The 15,942-nt window shown below is 71.2% G+C and carries 13 protein-coding genes; 10 read left to right on the forward strand and 3 right to left on the reverse strand.

The window, feature by feature from the left end:
* Window positions 1-5 precede the first annotated feature (5 nt).
* A complete protein-coding gene (locus VFC33_15465; protein HZR14636.1) occupies window positions 6-725 on the reverse strand; it encodes a dienelactone hydrolase family protein in 720 nt (239 codons plus the stop codon).
* Window positions 726-737: 12 nt separating this feature from the next.
* Entirely contained in the window at window positions 738-2,393 is a 1,656-nt protein-coding gene (locus tag VFC33_15470; protein HZR14637.1) for an MFS transporter, read from the reverse strand.
* Window positions 2,394-2,566: 173 nt separating this feature from the next.
* Between VFC33_15470 and rpsO the strand changes: the two genes are divergently transcribed.
* From rpsO to VFC33_15515, 9 genes are all read left to right on the forward strand, one after another.
* Window positions 2,567-2,824, forward strand: a complete 258-nt coding sequence (gene rpsO / locus VFC33_15475) for a 30S ribosomal protein S15 (GenBank protein ID HZR14638.1) — start codon at window positions 2,567-2,569, stop codon at window positions 2,822-2,824.
* A 210-nt stretch (window positions 2,825-3,034) separates the two neighbouring features.
* Window positions 3,035-5,434 carry a polyribonucleotide nucleotidyltransferase gene (locus VFC33_15480; protein HZR14639.1) on the forward strand — a complete coding sequence of 800 codons (2,400 nt, stop codon included), beginning with the start codon at window positions 3,035-3,037 and terminating at the stop codon, window positions 5,432-5,434.
* Window positions 5,435-5,531: 97 nt separating this feature from the next.
* Window positions 5,532-6,797 (forward strand): pitrilysin family protein, encoded by a 1,266-nt coding sequence (locus tag VFC33_15485; GenBank protein ID HZR14640.1) that lies wholly within the window; start codon window positions 5,532-5,534, stop codon window positions 6,795-6,797.
* Between the two features lie 47 nt (window positions 6,798-6,844).
* Entirely contained in the window at window positions 6,845-7,636 is a 792-nt protein-coding gene (gene dapB / locus VFC33_15490) for a 4-hydroxy-tetrahydrodipicolinate reductase (protein ID HZR14641.1), read from the forward strand.
* Window positions 7,637-7,644: 8 nt separating this feature from the next.
* The gene (locus tag VFC33_15495; GenBank protein HZR14642.1) at window positions 7,645-8,244 is read left to right on the forward strand and encodes a TetR/AcrR family transcriptional regulator; all 600 of its coding nucleotides are present in this window, start codon (window positions 7,645-7,647) and stop codon (window positions 8,242-8,244) included.
* A gap of 94 nt (window positions 8,245-8,338) precedes the next feature.
* Window positions 8,339-8,911 carry a TetR/AcrR family transcriptional regulator gene (locus VFC33_15500; GenBank protein ID HZR14643.1) on the forward strand — a complete coding sequence of 191 codons (573 nt, stop codon included), beginning with the start codon at window positions 8,339-8,341 and terminating at the stop codon, window positions 8,909-8,911.
* 5 nt (window positions 8,912-8,916) lie between these two features.
* Window positions 8,917-10,044, forward strand: a complete 1,128-nt coding sequence (locus VFC33_15505; protein HZR14644.1) for a ferritin-like domain-containing protein — start codon at window positions 8,917-8,919, stop codon at window positions 10,042-10,044.
* Between the two features lie 81 nt (window positions 10,045-10,125).
* On the forward strand, window positions 10,126-11,811 hold the full coding sequence (locus tag VFC33_15510; protein ID HZR14645.1) for a ribonuclease J: 1,686 nt from the start codon (window positions 10,126-10,128) through the stop codon (window positions 11,809-11,811).
* A gap of 18 nt (window positions 11,812-11,829) precedes the next feature.
* Window positions 11,830-12,609 (forward strand): SDR family NAD(P)-dependent oxidoreductase, encoded by a 780-nt coding sequence (locus VFC33_15515; GenBank protein ID HZR14646.1) that lies wholly within the window; start codon window positions 11,830-11,832, stop codon window positions 12,607-12,609.
* Here VFC33_15515 and VFC33_15520 read toward each other — a convergent pair.
* Window positions 12,591-13,385, reverse strand: coding sequence for a hypothetical protein (locus VFC33_15520; GenBank protein ID HZR14647.1), 795 nt, complete (start codon window positions 13,383-13,385; stop codon window positions 12,591-12,593). The two genes, VFC33_15515 and VFC33_15520, sit on opposite strands and share 19 nt — an antisense overlap.
* A 93-nt stretch (window positions 13,386-13,478) precedes the next feature.
* Here VFC33_15520 and VFC33_15525 point away from each other — a divergent pair, with 93 nt between their 5' ends.
* Window positions 13,479-15,938, forward strand: a complete 2,460-nt coding sequence (locus VFC33_15525; GenBank protein HZR14648.1) for a DNA translocase FtsK — start codon at window positions 13,479-13,481, stop codon at window positions 15,936-15,938.
* Window positions 15,939-15,942 lie beyond the last annotated feature (4 nt).

Consider the following 15,942-nt stretch of genomic DNA (forward strand, 5'->3'; position numbering starts at 1 on the left):
CGGCGTCAGTCGCGCAACGTCCGGGCGAGGAACTCGACGGTCACGGGCCACGAGCGCGCCGCCGCGGCGGGATCGGCGAAGCGCGGCGCGAGCAGGTTCTCGAAGGCGTGGCCCGCGCCCTCGTACACGTGCACCTCGGCATCCGGTCGCCCGTCGAACACCTTGCGTACCTGTTCGACGTCGGCCATCGGGATGTACTCGTCGTGGTCGCCGAAGTGGAAGCAGATCGGACACGTGATGTCGTCGGCGAGCGCGAGGCGCTGCGCCGTGCTCGAGCCGTAGTACGACACGCACGCGTCCGGCGTCCCGTACGCGGCGACGAGATAGCTCAACAGCCCGCCGAGGCAGTAGCCCATGACACCGACCTTCCCGGTCGTCTCCGGCAGGCCGCGCAGGTGGTCGAGCGCAGCGAGGAGGTCCGCGACCTTCGTCTCGTCCTCGACCTCCGTGAGGTAGCGGCCGATGTAGCCGAACCCGGCCTGCATGCTGTCGTCGTCGTGGGGGAGGCGGACACCGCGCTCGACGCGGTGGAACACCTCGGGACACGACACGACGTAACCGAGCGCGGCGAGGTCGCGTGCCTTCCCGAGCAGGAACTCGTTGACGCCGAAGATCTCCTGGAGGAGCAGCACGCCGGGCCCGCGTCCGGCGTCGGGGACGACAACGTCCGCGTCGAACGTGCGTCCGTCAGGAGCGGTGACCGTGTCGATGCGTGTGGTCGGCATGCGCGCAGCCTGTCACGCGCGTGACGTCGCGCTCGACCGGCGACGACGGCTGGGACGATCGCGTCGGCGGCGCTCGCGCGCGTGCAACTCCTCGCGGCGCTCCGGAGGCAACGGCCGGGCCGGCAGCCAGGCCGCGGTGATGAGCGCGCCGAGTAACGCCGCGACCGCGCCGACGACCACGCCGGCGTGGAGCCCGCTCACGAACGCTCCACGAGCGTGACTCGCGAGCGCGTCACCGGCGGCGCCGCCGACGTGATGCGCGACTGCCAGCGCCGCACCGACCTGGTGGCGGATCTGCTTCGCGACCGTGGCCGGCACGGGCTTGCCGTGGAGGAAGGAGCCGATCCGCGATCCGTAGCCCGACGCGAGCAGGCTTCCGATGACGGCGACACCGAGCGCGCCGCCGACCTGGCGGGTCGTGTCGTTCACGGCCGAGCCGACCCCCGCGTTCTCGAGGGGCAGCGAGCCCATGATCGAGTCGGTCGCGGGCGTCATCGTCAGCCCCATGCCTCCCGACATGAGCAGCATCCGCCACAACAGGTCGACGTACGACGTGTCGACCCGCACGCGCGAGAACAGTGCGAGCCCGATCGCCACGACGAGCAGCCCGACCGCCACCGTGACCTTCGTGCCGACCCTCTCGGCGACGCGCGCGCTCAGCGGCGCGACGACCATGATCGCCACCGCGAACGGGAGCAACGCGACGCCCGTCTTCAGCGCGCTGTAGCCGAGCACGAACTGGAAGTACTGCGTCAGCAGGAACGTCGCCCCGAACAGCGCGAAGAACACGAGCATCAGGCTGACGCTCGCCGCCGTGAAGCGCGGGTTCTCGAAGAACGCGACGTTCAGCATCGGGTGACGGCTGCGCAGCTCCCACGCCACGAACGCGGCGAGCAGCACCGCGGACACCACGAACGCGCCGAGCACGCGCGCCGCGGTCCATCCCGCGGTCGGCGCGTCGATGATCGCGAACAGCAGCACGAACAACCCGGTGATCGACAGCACCGCGCCCGTCACGTCGAGCCTCGGTGCGCGGGGGTCCTTCGACGTCGGCACGATCCACTGGCCCGCCGCGATCGCGACGATGACGATCGGGATGTTCACGAGGAAGATCGATCCCCACGCGAAGTGCTCGAGCAGCAGCCCGCCGGCGAGCGGACCGATCGCGATGCCGATTCCCGCGACGCCCGCCCATACCCCGATCGCGCGGCCGCGCTCCTCGTCGGTGAAGACGTTCGTGATGATCGACAGCGTCGACGGCATGATGAACGCGCCGCCGACACCCATCAGCGCGCGCGTCGCGATGAGCTGCGTCGGCGTCGAGACGAGCGCGGACAGCAGCGACCCGAGCCCGAAGACGGCGAGGCCGAGTTGCAGCGCGCCCCGCCGCCCGAAGCGGTCGCCGAGGCTCCCCGCGCTGAGCAGCAGCCCGGCGAACACGAGCGTGTACGAGTCGACCATCCACTGCAGCTCGCTGTCGTTCGCGTGCAGGTCGCGGACCAGCGTGGGGAGCGCCACGTTGAGGATGGTGTTGTCGAGCGTGATGACGACGAGGCTGAAGCACAGGACGGCGAGGATCCACCAGCGCCGGTCGTAGACCGGGCCCTCCGTGGGCGCGGTCGCGCGACCTTCCGTGGGCGCGCGCACGGGCGCGGGGGAGCGGTCCATGCCGGACGCGGTACCCATGCCGGTGGCCCGTCACCCAGCGGGGCTCCCGCCGGCCCCGTGGTAGCCTGCCTCGGCAGCCCGTCGCCATGTCGGCCGACGGCTCGCCGTCTCCAGGGACGCCGCCCGGTGTCCGTGGAGCACCCCGCACCGACGCACGAAGGTTCGCGCCAGGCATGCCCGACACCGCAGCCACGATCGCCGAGCACCGCGTCCACGAGACGGACACGGGGTCGCCGGAGGTCCAGATCGCGCTCCTCACCGGACGCATCAACCACCTCACGGAGCACCTCAAGGTCCACAAGAAGGACCACCACTCGCGGCGAGGCCTGCTCATGCTCGTGGGACGCCGCCGCAGACTGCTCGACTACCTGCGGCGCAACGACGTCGAGCGGTACCGGGCCCTGATCGCGAAGCTCGGCCTGCGCCGCTAGGGGTGCATCGGGAGCGGCCCTCGGGTCGCTCCTTGCGCGTCCGGCGCGTGTCCGGCCGCCGCAACACACACGAGACAGATCGACCGGCGCGTGCAACGTCGGTTGTCAGTCGCCACCGCCCGGGCCGGCCGCACCCGCGACCCGCCGACCGGGGCCGTGACAACTGGGAACCGAGGTCTCCCGCCGGCACGCACGAGAGGAGTGCGTTCCATGGCGGACGCCGTCCGGGTCTCCGGCCCGATCAACGACAACGGTCTCATCATGTCGCTCGAGACCGGCAAGCTCGCACCGCTCGCCGACGGCGCGGTCGTCGTCCAGGTGGGCGACACGACCGTCCTGTCGACGGTCGTCACGAGCAAGCCCCGCGAGGGGATCGACTTCTTCCCGCTGACGGTGGACGTCGAGGAGCGGATGTACGCGGCCGGGAAGATCCCGGGCTCGTTCTTCCGTCGCGAGGGCCGGCCCGGCGAGCAGGCGATCCTGACGTGTCGACTCACCGACCGGCCACTGCGACCGTCGTTCCCCGAGGGGTTCCGCAACGAGGTCCAGGTGATCGCGACGATCCTCGGCGCCGACCTCGAGAACCCGCACGACATCGTCTCGATCAACGGTGCGTCCGCGGCGCTGATGGTGTCGGGCATCCCGTTCCAGGGCCCGATCGGCGCGGTCCGGATGGCGCACCACGACGGCGGGTGGCACGCGCACCCGACCTACCAGGAGGGTGACGAGTCCACGTTCGAGCTCGTCGTCGCGGGCCGCCGGACCGACGACGGCGACATCGCGATCATGATGGTCGAGGCGGGCGGGACCGAGGCCTCGTGGGAGCTCTACGAGCAAGGCGCGCCGAAGGTCACCGAGGACGCGATCGCCGAGGGCCTCGAGGCGTCGAAGCAGTGGATCGCCGCGTCGATCGACCTGCAGCTCGAGCTGCGCAAGGCGTACGAGGCCGCGCGCGGACCGATCGAGGCCATCCCGTTCGACAAGCAGGTCGACTACGAGCCCGACGTGTTCGACGCCGTCGCGCAGCAGGTGCGTCCCGCGACGTCCGAGGCGATGACGATCGCCGACAAGACGCAACGGAACGAGCGCCTCGACGAGATCGAGCACGACCTCCTCGTCGCGCTCGTCGGCACCGAGGACCAGCCCGGTCCGTTCGCCGACCGCGCCGGTCAGGTGCGCAAGGCGTTCCGCTCGCTGCAGAAGCAGGTCGTCCGCACGCGGATCGTCAACGAGGGTCGCCGCATCGACGGGCGCGGCACCACCGACATCCGCCCGCTGTCCGCCGAGGTCGGTCTCATCCCGACCGCGCACGGCTCGGGGCTGTTCCAGCGGGGCGAGACGCAGGTGCTCACGGTCACGACCCTCGGCATGCCGCGCATGGAGCAGATGCTCGACACGATCGGCGTCGACGACCGCAAGCGCTACATGCACCACTACAACTTCCCGCCGTTCTCCACCGGCGAGACCGGCCGCGTCGGGTCGCCGAAGCGGCGGGAGATCGGTCACGGCGCGCTCGCCGAGCGCGCGCTCGTGCCGGTCGTCCCGAGCGCGACCGAGTTCCCCTACACGTTGCGCGTCGTGTCCGACGTGCTGTCGTCGAACGGCTCGACGTCGATGGCCTCGGTGTGCGGCTCGACACTCTCGCTGATGGACGCCGGGGTGCCGCTCAAGGCACCCGTCGCCGGCATCGCGATGGGGCTCGTCTTCCACGAGGGCAAGTACACGACGCTGACCGACATCCTCGGAGCCGAGGACGCGTTCGGCGACATGGACTTCAAGGTCGCGGGCACGTCCGAGTTCGTGACCGCGCTGCAGCTCGACACGAAGATCGACGGGCTTCCCGCCGACGTGCTCGCGCAGGCACTGCAGCAGGCGAAGGAGGCCCGCCTCAAGATCCTCGACGTGATGCACGGCGCGATCGCCGCGCCGCGCGAGGAGGTGCGCGACACCGCGCCGAAGATCGTCAGCTTCGAGATCCCGATCGACAAGATCGGCGAGGTCATCGGCCCCAAGGGCAAGGTGATCAACACGATCCAGCAGGAGACCGGCGCGGACATCTCCGTGACGGACGACGGCGCGGTCGGCACCGTCAGCATCGGCTCGAAGGACGGCTCGCAGGTCGAGGAGGCGCGCCGCCGCATCCACCTCATCCTCGAGCCTCCGACCGCCGAGCTCGGCGCCGAGTACACCGGCAAGGTCGTCAACATCACGAAGTTCGGCGCGTTCGTGAACATCCTCCCGGGCCGCGACGGCCTGCTGCACATCTCGAAGCTCGGTGGCGGCAAGCGCATCGACCGCGTCGAGGACGTGTTGCAGCTCGGCGACGAGGTCCAGGTCCGCGTCGACGACATCGACAACTCGGGGAAGCTGTCGCTGTCGCTCGTCGGCGCGGAGCCGTCGGGTGACAGCGAGCACCACGCGTCCGGCGACGCGTCGCGCGGCGGCAACGGCGCGGGCGGCGACCGCGACGTCGCCTCCTTCGACGACGTGTGGGACGCGCAGGCGCGCGAGACCTTCGGCGACCTCGGCCCGTCGGAGCGCGAGGCGGCCCCCCGTCCCGACCGTGGTGGCGACCGCCGGGGCGGCGGGCGCCGCCGCTCACGGCGCTGAGCGCAGAGCCGAGAGACCGAGCGGAAGCCGCGCTCCGCGGCCGGGTCGGCGATTCCTGCTACAGCGCGTGCGGGGACGCGTCGATGACGCACCCATCATGAGCACGCTCCGTGACCCGTCCGACGGGATCCGCCACACTGCGCTCGACGACGGCCTGCGCGTCGTGACCGAGGCGATGCCGGAGCTGCGCTCGGCCGCCGTCGGCTTCTGGGTGGGGACGGGCTCGCGTGACGAGCCGGAGTCGCTCGCCGGCGCGAGCCACTTCCTCGAGCACGTGCTGTTCAAGGGAAGCGACGAGCGCTCCGCGCGCGCGATCGCCGAAGCCGTCGAGTCGGTCGGCGGCGACATGAACGCGTTCACGACGCAGGAGTACACGGCGTTCTACGTGCGCGTCCCCGACGACCATCTCCCGCTCGCGCTCGACATCCTGTCCGACATCATCTGGACGCCCGCGCTCCGGGCGGACGAGATCGAGTCCGAGCGCCAGGTGATCCTCGAGGAGATCCGGATGCGCGACGACACGCCCGACGACGTCGTGCACGAGCAGTTCGGCCAGGCCCTCTTCCCGCGCCACGCGCTCGGACGCGAGGTGCTCGGAACCGTGCCCTCGATCGAGGCGATGGCGCGCGACGACATCGCCGCGTACCACCGCGCGCACTACCGGCCCGGGAACGTCGTCGTCGCAGCCGCGGGCAACGTCGTGCACGAGGACGTCGTGCGCATGGTCGAGAAGTGGTTGCCGCGCGACGCCGGTGCGCGACCCGAGCGCGTGACGGGTGGCCTCGTCGCGCCGGAGCCGCTCGTCGTCACACGCCGCGGCTCCGAGCAGGCGCACATCGTGCTCGGCATGCGCGCGCTCTCGCGCGACGACGCCGACCGGTACGGGCTCGCGGTGCTGAACCAGGCACTCGGCGGCGGGATGTCGTCCCGGCTCTTCCAGGAGATCCGTGAGAAGCGCGGGCTCGCGTACTCCGTGTTCTCGTACCGCTCGGGCTTCGAGGAGACCGGCCTGTTCGCGGTGTACGCGGGTACCGCGCCCACACGCGCGCACGAGACGCTGCAGGTGCTCCGCGACGAGCTCGACCGCGTCGCGAACCACGGGCTCGACGACGCCGAGATCGAAGCGGCGAAGGGCCATCTCAAGGGCTCGATGGCGCTGTCGTTGGAGAGCTCGGCGAGCCGCATGCACCGGCTCGGACGCAACCAGCTCGTGCTCGGGTCGGTCCCGACGCTCGACGAGCTCGTCGCGGACGTCGACGCGGTGACACCGGACGACGTCGCCCGCGTCGTCGGCCGGGTCCTCGTGGACGAGCCGCGCACGCTCGCCGTCGTGGGCCCGTTCGACGAGTCCGACCTCGTCTGAGCAGCGGCGACCCGGCGACCCGCACGGGAGGTCGGTAGTCTCGCCGCATGGTCCGGGTCGGGGTGTTCGGTGCCGGTGGCCGCATGGGCTCGACCGTGTGCCGCGCCGTCCTCGACGATCCCGAGCTCGAGCTCGTCGCGGCCGTCGATCCGCACCATGCCGGGATCGACCTCGCCCAGCTCGGCATCCCGGGCACGGGTGTGCAGGTCGCCCCGAACGCCGACGCGCTCACGCACGCGGGCACCGAGGTCGCGGTGGACTTCACGGTCGTCGCGGCCGCGAAGGAGAACGCGGCGTGGTGCGCGGCCAACGGCGTCCACGCGGTGATCGGCACGACCGGCTTCAGCCAGGACGATCTCGCCGAGCTCGACGGGCGCTTCCGCGACTCGGGAGCGAACGCGCTCGTCGCGCCGAACTTCGCGATCGGCGCCGTCCTCATGATGCGCTTCGCCGAGCTCGCCGCGCCGTACTTCGAGAGCGCGGAGATCATCGAGCTGCACCACGACGCGAAGGCGGACGCGCCGTCGGGCACTTCGATCCTCACCGCGGACCGCATGGCGGCCGCGTCGAAGGACTGGGGCACGGATCCGACCCGCGAGGTCGTCGTACCGGGCGCGCGCGGCGCGCTCGTCGAGGGCGCGATCCACGTGCACTCCGTACGGCTGCGCGGGCTCGTCGCCCACCAGGAGGTGCTGCTCGGGACGGCCGGGCAGTCGCTCACGATCCGCCACGACTCGTACGACCGGTCGTCGTTCATGCCCGGCGTGCTGCTCGCGATCCGCGCGGTCCGCAACCGGCCCGGCCTCACGGTGGGCCTGGACACGTTGCTCGGCTTCTGAGCCCGGCGTTGGCGAGCACCGATCCCGCGCTGCGCGAGCGGTTGCTCGAGGCCGCGTACGCGTGCGTCGCGCGCTTCGGCATGGGCAAGACGACGATCGACGACGTCGTGAAGGAGTCGTCCGTCTCGCGCGCCACGATCTACCGCGCCTTCCCCGGCGGCAAGGACGAGCTCATGCGCGAGGTCGTCGCGTGGGAGATGGGCCGGTTCTTCGGAGCGCTCGCCGAGGCGGTCGCCGGTGCGCCCGACTTCGCGACGCTGGTCGAGGAGGGGCTCGTGTTCGCGCACCGGGCCGTCGTCGAGCACGAGGTCCTGCAGAAGGTCCTCGTCACCGAGCCCGAGCGGCTGCTCCCGCTGCTCACGACCGAGACTCACCGGCCCCTCAGCTTCATCACCGGCTATCTCGTCCCGTTCCTCGAGCGTGAGGAGCGCGAGGGCCGGGTGTGGCCCGGGCTCGACCTCGAGCAGGCCGCGGACTACGTCGCCCGGATGCTCCTGTCGCTGATCGGCTCCCCGGGGCAGTGGGACCTCGACGACCCCGTGCAGGTGCACGAGCTCGTCCGCACGGAGCTGCTCGCGGGCGTCCTCGTGCCCGACGCGCTCGGCTGACCTGGCTGTGACCCGCGACACGTTGACGGTGAGACAATCTTCGCCATAACGTCTCATTGTGACTGTGGTCTCGGACAGCGGTTCGCTCGCGCCCATGCAGCAGCGTGCGATCGACGCCGTGATGCGCTGCATCGCCCGCTACGGCGTCTCGAAGACGACGCTCGACGACGTCGCCCGCGAGGCCGGCTGCGCCCGGGCGACGCTGTACCGCTACTTCCCCAACAAGTCGCAGCTGCTGCGCGTCGCGGTCGCGTCGGAGGTCGCCGCGCTCGCCGGCGAGCTCGAGCAGATCGGCGCGGCGGCGCCGACGCTCGACGACGCTGTCGTCGCGGTCGTCACCCACGCGTCGCGACGGATCGTCGGCCACGACGCGCTCCAGTTCGTGCTCCGCTGCGAGCCCGAGACCCTGCTGCCGTACCTGACCTTCGCCGCGGGTGACACGTTCCTCGCCGCCGCGGGGGACGTCGTCGCGCGCAGCCTGCTCGTGCACCTCCCGCCCGAGCGCGCCGCGCGCGCCGGGGAGTGGGTCGCGCGAGTCGCCTTCGCGTACCTCACGCCCGACGGCTCGCCGGTCGACATGACCGACGAGCGCCAGGTGCGCGAGCTCGTCCGCACGTTCGTCCGACCCGGGCTCCCGACGGAGCCCGTCGATCCGATCACGAGGTGATCCGTATGGCCACGAACCAAGACATCATCGGACGGGAGGACGTCAACGACATCGAGGCGATCCTCTCGATCACGAACACCGACGTCGACGCGGTGGAGCACGCGGTACGTGCCGAGGCGGACGCGCTGTTCACGTGGGACTACGAGCAGAGCCGCCCGGCGCTCGTGAAGCTGTACGAGAAGGCGAAGACGTCGCAGTGGAACGCGACGACCGACCTGGACTGGTCGATCGAGGTCGACCAGGAGCAGGTCGTCCTCGCGAACGCGGAGGCGAACTTCGGCACCGGCATGACGCTCGGCGCGGAGTTCGACGTGACCGGCACGCCGTTCGCCAAGTGGGGCGACAAGGAGTGGATCCAGCTCGGCATCGAGTCGCAGAACTGGACGCTGTCGCAGTTCATGCACGGCGAGCAGGGCGCGCTCATCTGCACCGCGCAGATCGTCGAGACCGTGCCGTGGATCGACGCCAAGTACTACGCGGCGACGCAGGTGATGGACGAGGCGCGCCACGTCGAGGTGTTCGCGCGCTATCTCGACACGAAGCTGTCGGGCCACTACCCGATCAACGCGCACCTGCGGATGCTGCTCGACGACATCATCGCCGACGGTCGCTGGGACATGACGTACCTCGGCATGCAGATCATGGTCGAGGGGCTCGCGCTCGCCGCGTTCGGATTCATCCACCAGCTGACGACGGAGCCGTTGCTGAAGAAGATGCTCCGCTACGTCATGGCCGACGAGGCCCGTCACGTCGCGTTCGGCGTACTGTCGCTGAAGGAGTACTACCAGCAGCTCGGCGCGTCCGAGATCCGCGAGCGCCAGGAATTCGCGTTCGAGGCCGCGACCCGCATGCGCGACCGCTTCCTCCAGCAGGAGGTGTGGGACCGCATGGGGATCGACGTGAAGGAAGCGACGAAGCTCGTGATGCAGGCGCCGGACCGGCAGATGTTCCAGGCGCTGCTCTTCTCGAAGATCGTCCCGAACTGCAAGAAGCTCGGTCTCCTCGATGCGGGCGACGGCTGGCTGCGCCAGAAGTTCGCCGAGCTCGGCGTCATCCAGTTCGAGGACTGGACCGACACCGGCGAGGAGTACACCCTGCTCGACGAGGTGGCGAAGGACCGCGCCGCGTCGTAGCTCACGCGTGAGAGATGCGGCACTGACGTACGCAATGCGTATGTGAGTGCCGCATCTCGCGTTCGAATAGCCTCGGGTGGCGTGGAGGACGGCTGGGACACGCGTACGGACGGGACCGTCCGGCTCGTGTTCCTCGGCGGCCTCGGCGAGATCGGACGCAACTGCTTCTGCATCGACGTCGCGGGCGAGATCGTGGTCGTGGACTGCGGGCTCATGTTCCCCGACCCCGACATGCCGGGCGTCGACCTCGTCCTCCCCGACTTCACCTATCTGCGTGAGAACGCGGACCGCGTCGCGGGGATCGTGCTGACGCACGCGCACGAGGACCACGCGGGCGGGCTCGCCTTCCTGCTCCGTGACGTCGAGGCGCCGATCTACGCGTCGCCCCTGTCGCTCGGGCTCGCTCGCAACCGCATCGAGGAGGCCGGCCTGCTCGATCGCACCCGCCTCGTCCCGATCGCGGACGGCGAGCGGCGCCGCATTGGTCCGATCGAGTGCGAGTTCGTTCCCGTCACCCACTCCGTGCCGCACGCGTTCGCGACCGCCTACTCCACGCCGGTCGGGACGATCCTGCACACCGGCGACTTCAAGCTCGACCTCACACCCGTCGACGGGCGCACGACGGACCTCGCGCTGCTCGGCGAGATCGCGCGCCGTGACGGTGGGATCCGCGTCCTGCTGTCGGACTCGACGAACGCCGAGCGCCCCGGCTACACGGCGTCCGAGTCGACCGTCGGTGGCGAGATGCGCGCGCTGTTCCGGGAGCACGCGAACAAGCGGTTCGTCGTCGCGAGCTTCGCGTCGCACCTCCACCGCGTGCGCCAGGTCGTCGACGCGGCCGTCGGCGCGGGTCGCAAGGTCGCGTTCCTCGGCCGTTCGATGACCCAGAACGTGACGCTCGCGCGCGAGATGGGCGTGCTGCGCATCCCCGACGCCTCCCTGGTGGACATCGAGGAGGTCTCGCGCTTCGCACCGCACGAGATCTGCATCGTGTGCACGGGATCGCAGGGCGAGCCGATGAGCGCGCTCGCGCTGATGTCCGCGCACGAGCACAAGTACGTGAAGATCGGCGCCGACGACATCGTCGTGATCTCCGCGCACGCGATCCCCGGCAACGAGTCCAACGTCTCGCGCGTGATCGACGGGCTGCACCGCGCGGGCGCGGACGTCATCCACGGCGGACGGGTGCACGTCTCGGGTCACGCGTCACAGGAGGAGCTGAAGTTCGTCCTGACGCTGCTCCGCCCCGAGTGGTTCATCCCGGTGCACGGCGAGTTCCGCCACATGACCCATCACGCGCGGCTCGCCGAGGAGGTCGGCATCCCGAGCGACCGCGTGCTCGTGTGCGAGGACGGCGACGTCGTGACGATCGGGCCCGCAGGCGTCGACGTCGAGCGGCGCGCCGTGCCTGCGGGCTACCTCTACGTCGACGGGATCGTCGGCGACGTCGGCCACGGCGTGCTGCGCGACCGGCGCAACCTCGCCGAGGAGGGCGTCGTCGTCGTCATCCTCACCGTCGACGCGCACACCGGCGAGGTCGTCACCGGCCCGGAGATCGTCACCCGCGGATGGGTGTACGGGCCCGAAGCCGACGAGCTGATCGAGGACGCGAAGGCGGCGGTGCTGTCGTCGCTGCGCGAGGTCGCGACCGAGGGGACCATCGACGTCGAGACGCTGCGGCGTCACGCGCGCCGCGCGCTCGGCCGGTTCATCAACGAGCGCACGCGTCGCCGGCCCGCGGTGATCCCCGTCGTCATGGAAGTGTGAGCGAGCGGACGACGTGACATGGCGACGATCCGAGACTGGTCGAACTTCATCGCCGGCCGGCGCGCGATCGTGACGGGCGCGGGCAGCGGTGTGGGGCGCGCCATCGCGATCCAGATGGCGCGCGCGGGCGCCGAGGTCTGGGTGAACGACCTCGATGCCGGGCGCGCGCAGGAGTCCGTCGCCGACATCGAGGCCGAGGGGCTCGTCGGGAGGCCGGTCGTCGCCGACGTGTGCGACCGCGACGCGGTGGCTGCGATGGTCGCGGAGACCGGTCCGGTCGACATCCTCGTCAACAACGCCGGCATCCCGCCCGAGGGGATCGTCATCAAGCCGTTCGTCGACACCGGGCCGGACGAGTGGGACCCCCTGATCCGGCTCAACCTCGCAGCCGTGCTCGGTGTGACGCGCGGGTACCTGCCCGGGATGATCGAGCGCGGGTGGGGGCGCGTCCTCACGATCGTGTCCGACGCCGGTCGCCGCGGTGAGCGCTACCAGGCGGTGTACGGCGCCGCGAAGGCCGCTGCCATGGGGTTTTCACGCGGGCTCGCGGCCGAGGTCGGCCGGCAGGGCATCACCGTGAACTGCATCGCGCTCGGCACGATGAGCACGGGCGCGCTGGCGCGGCACCTCGCCGAGCACCCCGAGTTCGAGGAGAAGCTCGCCCGGCCCTATCCCGTCGGACGCATCGGGCAGGTGACCGATCCCGCGCCGCTCGCCGTGCTGCTGTGCAGCGACGCGGCCGAGTGGATCACCGGTCACGTGTACCCGGTCGACGGCGGCTACGCGCCCGCGCTCTGATCCAACCGGTAGCCGTCACCGTCGCGGCACACGTGACCGCCGCCGGGCTCGGCGAACAGCGGCGCGACGAGCGCGAGCCCGTCGTCGCAACAGCGCGCGAGCACGTCGTCACGCGTGTCGCGCAACACGTCCGGTTGCTCGTCGCCGAGCACGCTGTCGGGGTTTGCGATCTGCGCCGGGTGCAGGAAGAGGTGGCCGACGATCACCGCTCCCGGTGGATCGCCCGCGACGACACCGACGTGCGCCGCGGTGTGCCCGGGGAGCGGCTCGACCACGAGCTCGGGATCGATCACGGTTCGCCCGCTGAGCGGCTCGACGCCGCCGGCGTCCGCGTGCGCGACGAGCGCGGCCGCGCCCGGGCGGCGACCGTCGCGCGCCGCGTCCAGCTCGCCTGCGGGTACGAGGTACCGCGCGTTCGGGAAGACCTTCGTGCCGTCGGGCCGTAGCACCGTGCCGATCCCGTCGATGTGCGAGTACACGACGACGTCGACCGCGTCCGCAGGACACCCGGCGTCCGCGAGCGCGTCGATCCGGCCGGCGTCACGAGCGGGGTCGTCGAACGCGAGCCACGGGTCGACGAGGGCGGTCGTCTCGGGCGTGCGGACGAGGAGCGCGCTCGAGCCGACGCGCAGCTCGAAGTCGTCGGTCACCGACCACGGGTGCAGCCAGGGCGTCCGGCGGAGCAGCGCGGTCGTCGGGTCGTCCTGGGGCAGCACCAGCTCGAAGCCGGGGTCGGCGACCCGGGTGATCGTCGTCGATCCGATGCGCCACGGCACGAGGTGAGCGTAGGGACGCCCGCCGTCGCCGTCTCGCGGCCGTGAAGCAAGTATTCCGGTGTGGTTGATGTTGTTGTTGTTACGATCGCCGCCGTGCCGTCCACTCGTCGTTCGTCGAAGCGCAGGGGTCGGGGCCGCACGGGTCGTCGTCCGTCGGGACGGCGCCCGGTCGGGGCGCGCCCGCCCGTCCCACGGCGCCCCCGTCTCCGGGATCGGGCCGCCGAGCAGCTCGAGGGTCACGTCGTCGACGTCGTCGCGGTCACCCTCGCCGCGGTCGGCTCGATCGCCGCGCTCGCGCTCGCGACGGACCTGGTCGGGCCGGCGGGCCGGCTGATCGACACCGCGACGACGTCCGCGCTCGGCCGGGGCGCGTTCATGCTCCCGGTCGGCTGCTTCGCGGTCGCGGTGCTCCTCCTGTGGAGCCGCCCGCTGCTCGGCGGCGACGACGACGTCGACGACGACGAGCAGGTGCCGATCGCGACCTTCCGCATCGGCATCGGTGTCGCGCTGGTGCTCCTCGCCGTCGTCGGGTTGATGCACCTCGCGGGTGGCAGCCCCGCGCTCAACGGTCCGATGCAGCGGCTGCGCGACGCCGGTGGGTTCGCCGGCGTCGTCGTCGGTGCGCCGTTGCGCGCCGGTCTCGGCGCGGTGGGCGCGTCGATCGTGCTCCTCGCGGCCGGCGTGCTCGGCGCGCTGCTCGCCCCCGGCGTCGGCGTGCGGCGCGCGCTGCACGGCGTCGGTGTCGGCGCCGTCGTGGGACTGCGCGCGCTTCGGCGCGCGTTCGAGATCCACGCGATCGGCGACGACGAGCCGGTCGCCGACGCTCCCGAGCCCGGACCGCGCCGCGCGGTGCTCTACGACGAGCTCGCCGACGCGCCGGCCGCCGAGGCCGAGGTGGTCGACGACGACGAGTACGAGGACGAGTACGAGGACGAGGAGTACGACGAGGACGAGGGCGACGACTACGACGAGGAGGAGTACGAAGACGAGGAGGGGGAGGAGGACGACGGCGTCGACCAGCCGGCCGCGGCGTCGTCGCTCGCGGACGTCATCGACCTGGCCGCCCTGCACTCACCGGGCGCGTGGAAGCTCCCGCCGACGACGCTGTTGCGCCGCAGCGGCGCGAAGTCGGTCGACCCGCGTCTGGTGGACGAGGGTGGCCGCGTGCTCGAGGCGACGCTGCAGGAGTTCGGCGTCGACGCGCACCTCGCCGGTCGCACCATCGGCCCCACCGTCACGCGCTACGAGCTCGAGCTCGGCGCGGGCGTGAAGGTCAACCGCGTCACGGGTCTCAGCAAGGAGATCGCGTACGCGATGGCGAGCCACGACGTACGGATCCTCGCGCCCATCCCCGGGCGGAGCGCGATCGGCGTCGAGGTGCCGAACAAGCAGCGCCAGCTGGTGACGCTCGGCGACATCCTCGCGTCCGACGAGGTCGGCGAGTCCGCGCACCCGCTCGAGGTCGGCCTCGGTCGCGACATCGCGGGCAACGCCGTGATGGCGAACCTGTCGACGTTCCCGCACGTGTTGATCGCGGGCGCGACGGGCGCCGGCAAGTCGAGCTGCATCAACAGCATCATCACGTCGATCCTCATGCGCTCGACGCCCGAGCAGGTGCGGCTCATCCTGGTCGACCCGAAGCGCGTCGAGCTCGGCGTCTACAACGGCCTGCCCCACCTGCTGACCGAGGTCGTCACGAACCCGAAGCGCGCCGCGAACGCGCTCGAGTGGGCCGTGCGCGAGATGGACCTGCGCTACGAGCTCCTCGCCGAGGTCGGCGTGCGCGACATCACCGGCTACAACGCGATGTACGACCGCGGCGATCTCCCGACCGTCACGAACCCGGACCCGGTCGGTGGGAAGACGTACGAGCGGCTGCCGTTCATCCTCGTCGTCGTCGACGAGCTGAACGACCTCATGATGGTGGCCGCGCGCGACGTCGAGGCGAGCATCTGCCGCATCGCGCAGATGGCGCGCGCGGTCGGCATCCACCTCGTGATCGCCACGCAACGCCCGTCCGTCGACGTGATCACCGGTGTCATCAAGGCGAACGTGCCGAGCCGGCTCGCGTTCTCGGTGAGCAGCCTGGCCGACTCGCGCGTGATCCTCGACCAGCCCGGCGCGGAGAAGCTGATCGGCCAGGGCGACATGCTCGTGCTCACCGCCTCGTCGAGCCGGCCCCAGCGCGTGCAGGGCGCGTGGGTCGACGAGGAGTGCGTGCGCAAGGTCGTCGCGCACTGGCGACGTCAGGTGTCGGAGCCCGCGTACGTCGAGGGTCTCCAGGGGGACGACAACGCACCCGGTGGGGGCGGCGCGGGTGGCGATCTCGACGACGAGGACGAGCTGCTCGGCGAGGCGATGGAGCTCGTCGTTCGCAGCGGCCTGGGTTCCACGAGCATGCTGCAACGGAAGCTCCGCGTCGGGTTCGCACGAGCGGGGCGGCTCATGGACCTGCTCGAGCAGCGCGGCGTCGTCGGTCCGTCCGAGGGATCGAAGGCGCGCGCGGTGCTGATGAGCGTCGACGAGCTGGAGGAGCTGCAGCAGCGCGTGTGAGACG

This window comes from Acidimicrobiia bacterium (genome assembly GCA_035651955.1).
In the GTDB taxonomy this organism is placed as follows: domain Bacteria; phylum Actinomycetota; class Acidimicrobiia; order IMCC26256; family JAMXLJ01; genus JAMXLJ01.

Bases quoted from the DNA above. Each gene is read 5' to 3' on its own strand.
- VFC33_15465 (HZR14636.1), bottom strand. From the start codon at position 725: ATGCCGACCACACGCATCGACACGGTCACCGCTCCTGACGGACGCACG.
- VFC33_15470 (HZR14637.1), bottom strand. From the start codon at position 2,393: ATGGACCGCTCCCCCGCGCCCGTGCGCGCGCCCACGGAAGGTCGCGCG.
- rpsO (HZR14638.1), top strand. From the start codon at position 2,567: ATGCCCGACACCGCAGCCACGATCGCCGAGCACCGCGTCCACGAGACG.
- VFC33_15480 (HZR14639.1), top strand. From the start codon at position 3,035: ATGGCGGACGCCGTCCGGGTCTCCGGCCCGATCAACGACAACGGTCTC.
- VFC33_15485 (HZR14640.1), top strand. From the start codon at position 5,532: ATGAGCACGCTCCGTGACCCGTCCGACGGGATCCGCCACACTGCGCTC.
- dapB (HZR14641.1), top strand. From the start codon at position 6,845: ATGGTCCGGGTCGGGGTGTTCGGTGCCGGTGGCCGCATGGGCTCGACC.
- VFC33_15500 (HZR14643.1), top strand. From the start codon at position 8,339: ATGCAGCAGCGTGCGATCGACGCCGTGATGCGCTGCATCGCCCGCTAC.
- VFC33_15505 (HZR14644.1), top strand. From the start codon at position 8,917: ATGGCCACGAACCAAGACATCATCGGACGGGAGGACGTCAACGACATC.
- VFC33_15515 (HZR14646.1), top strand. From the start codon at position 11,830: ATGGCGACGATCCGAGACTGGTCGAACTTCATCGCCGGCCGGCGCGCG.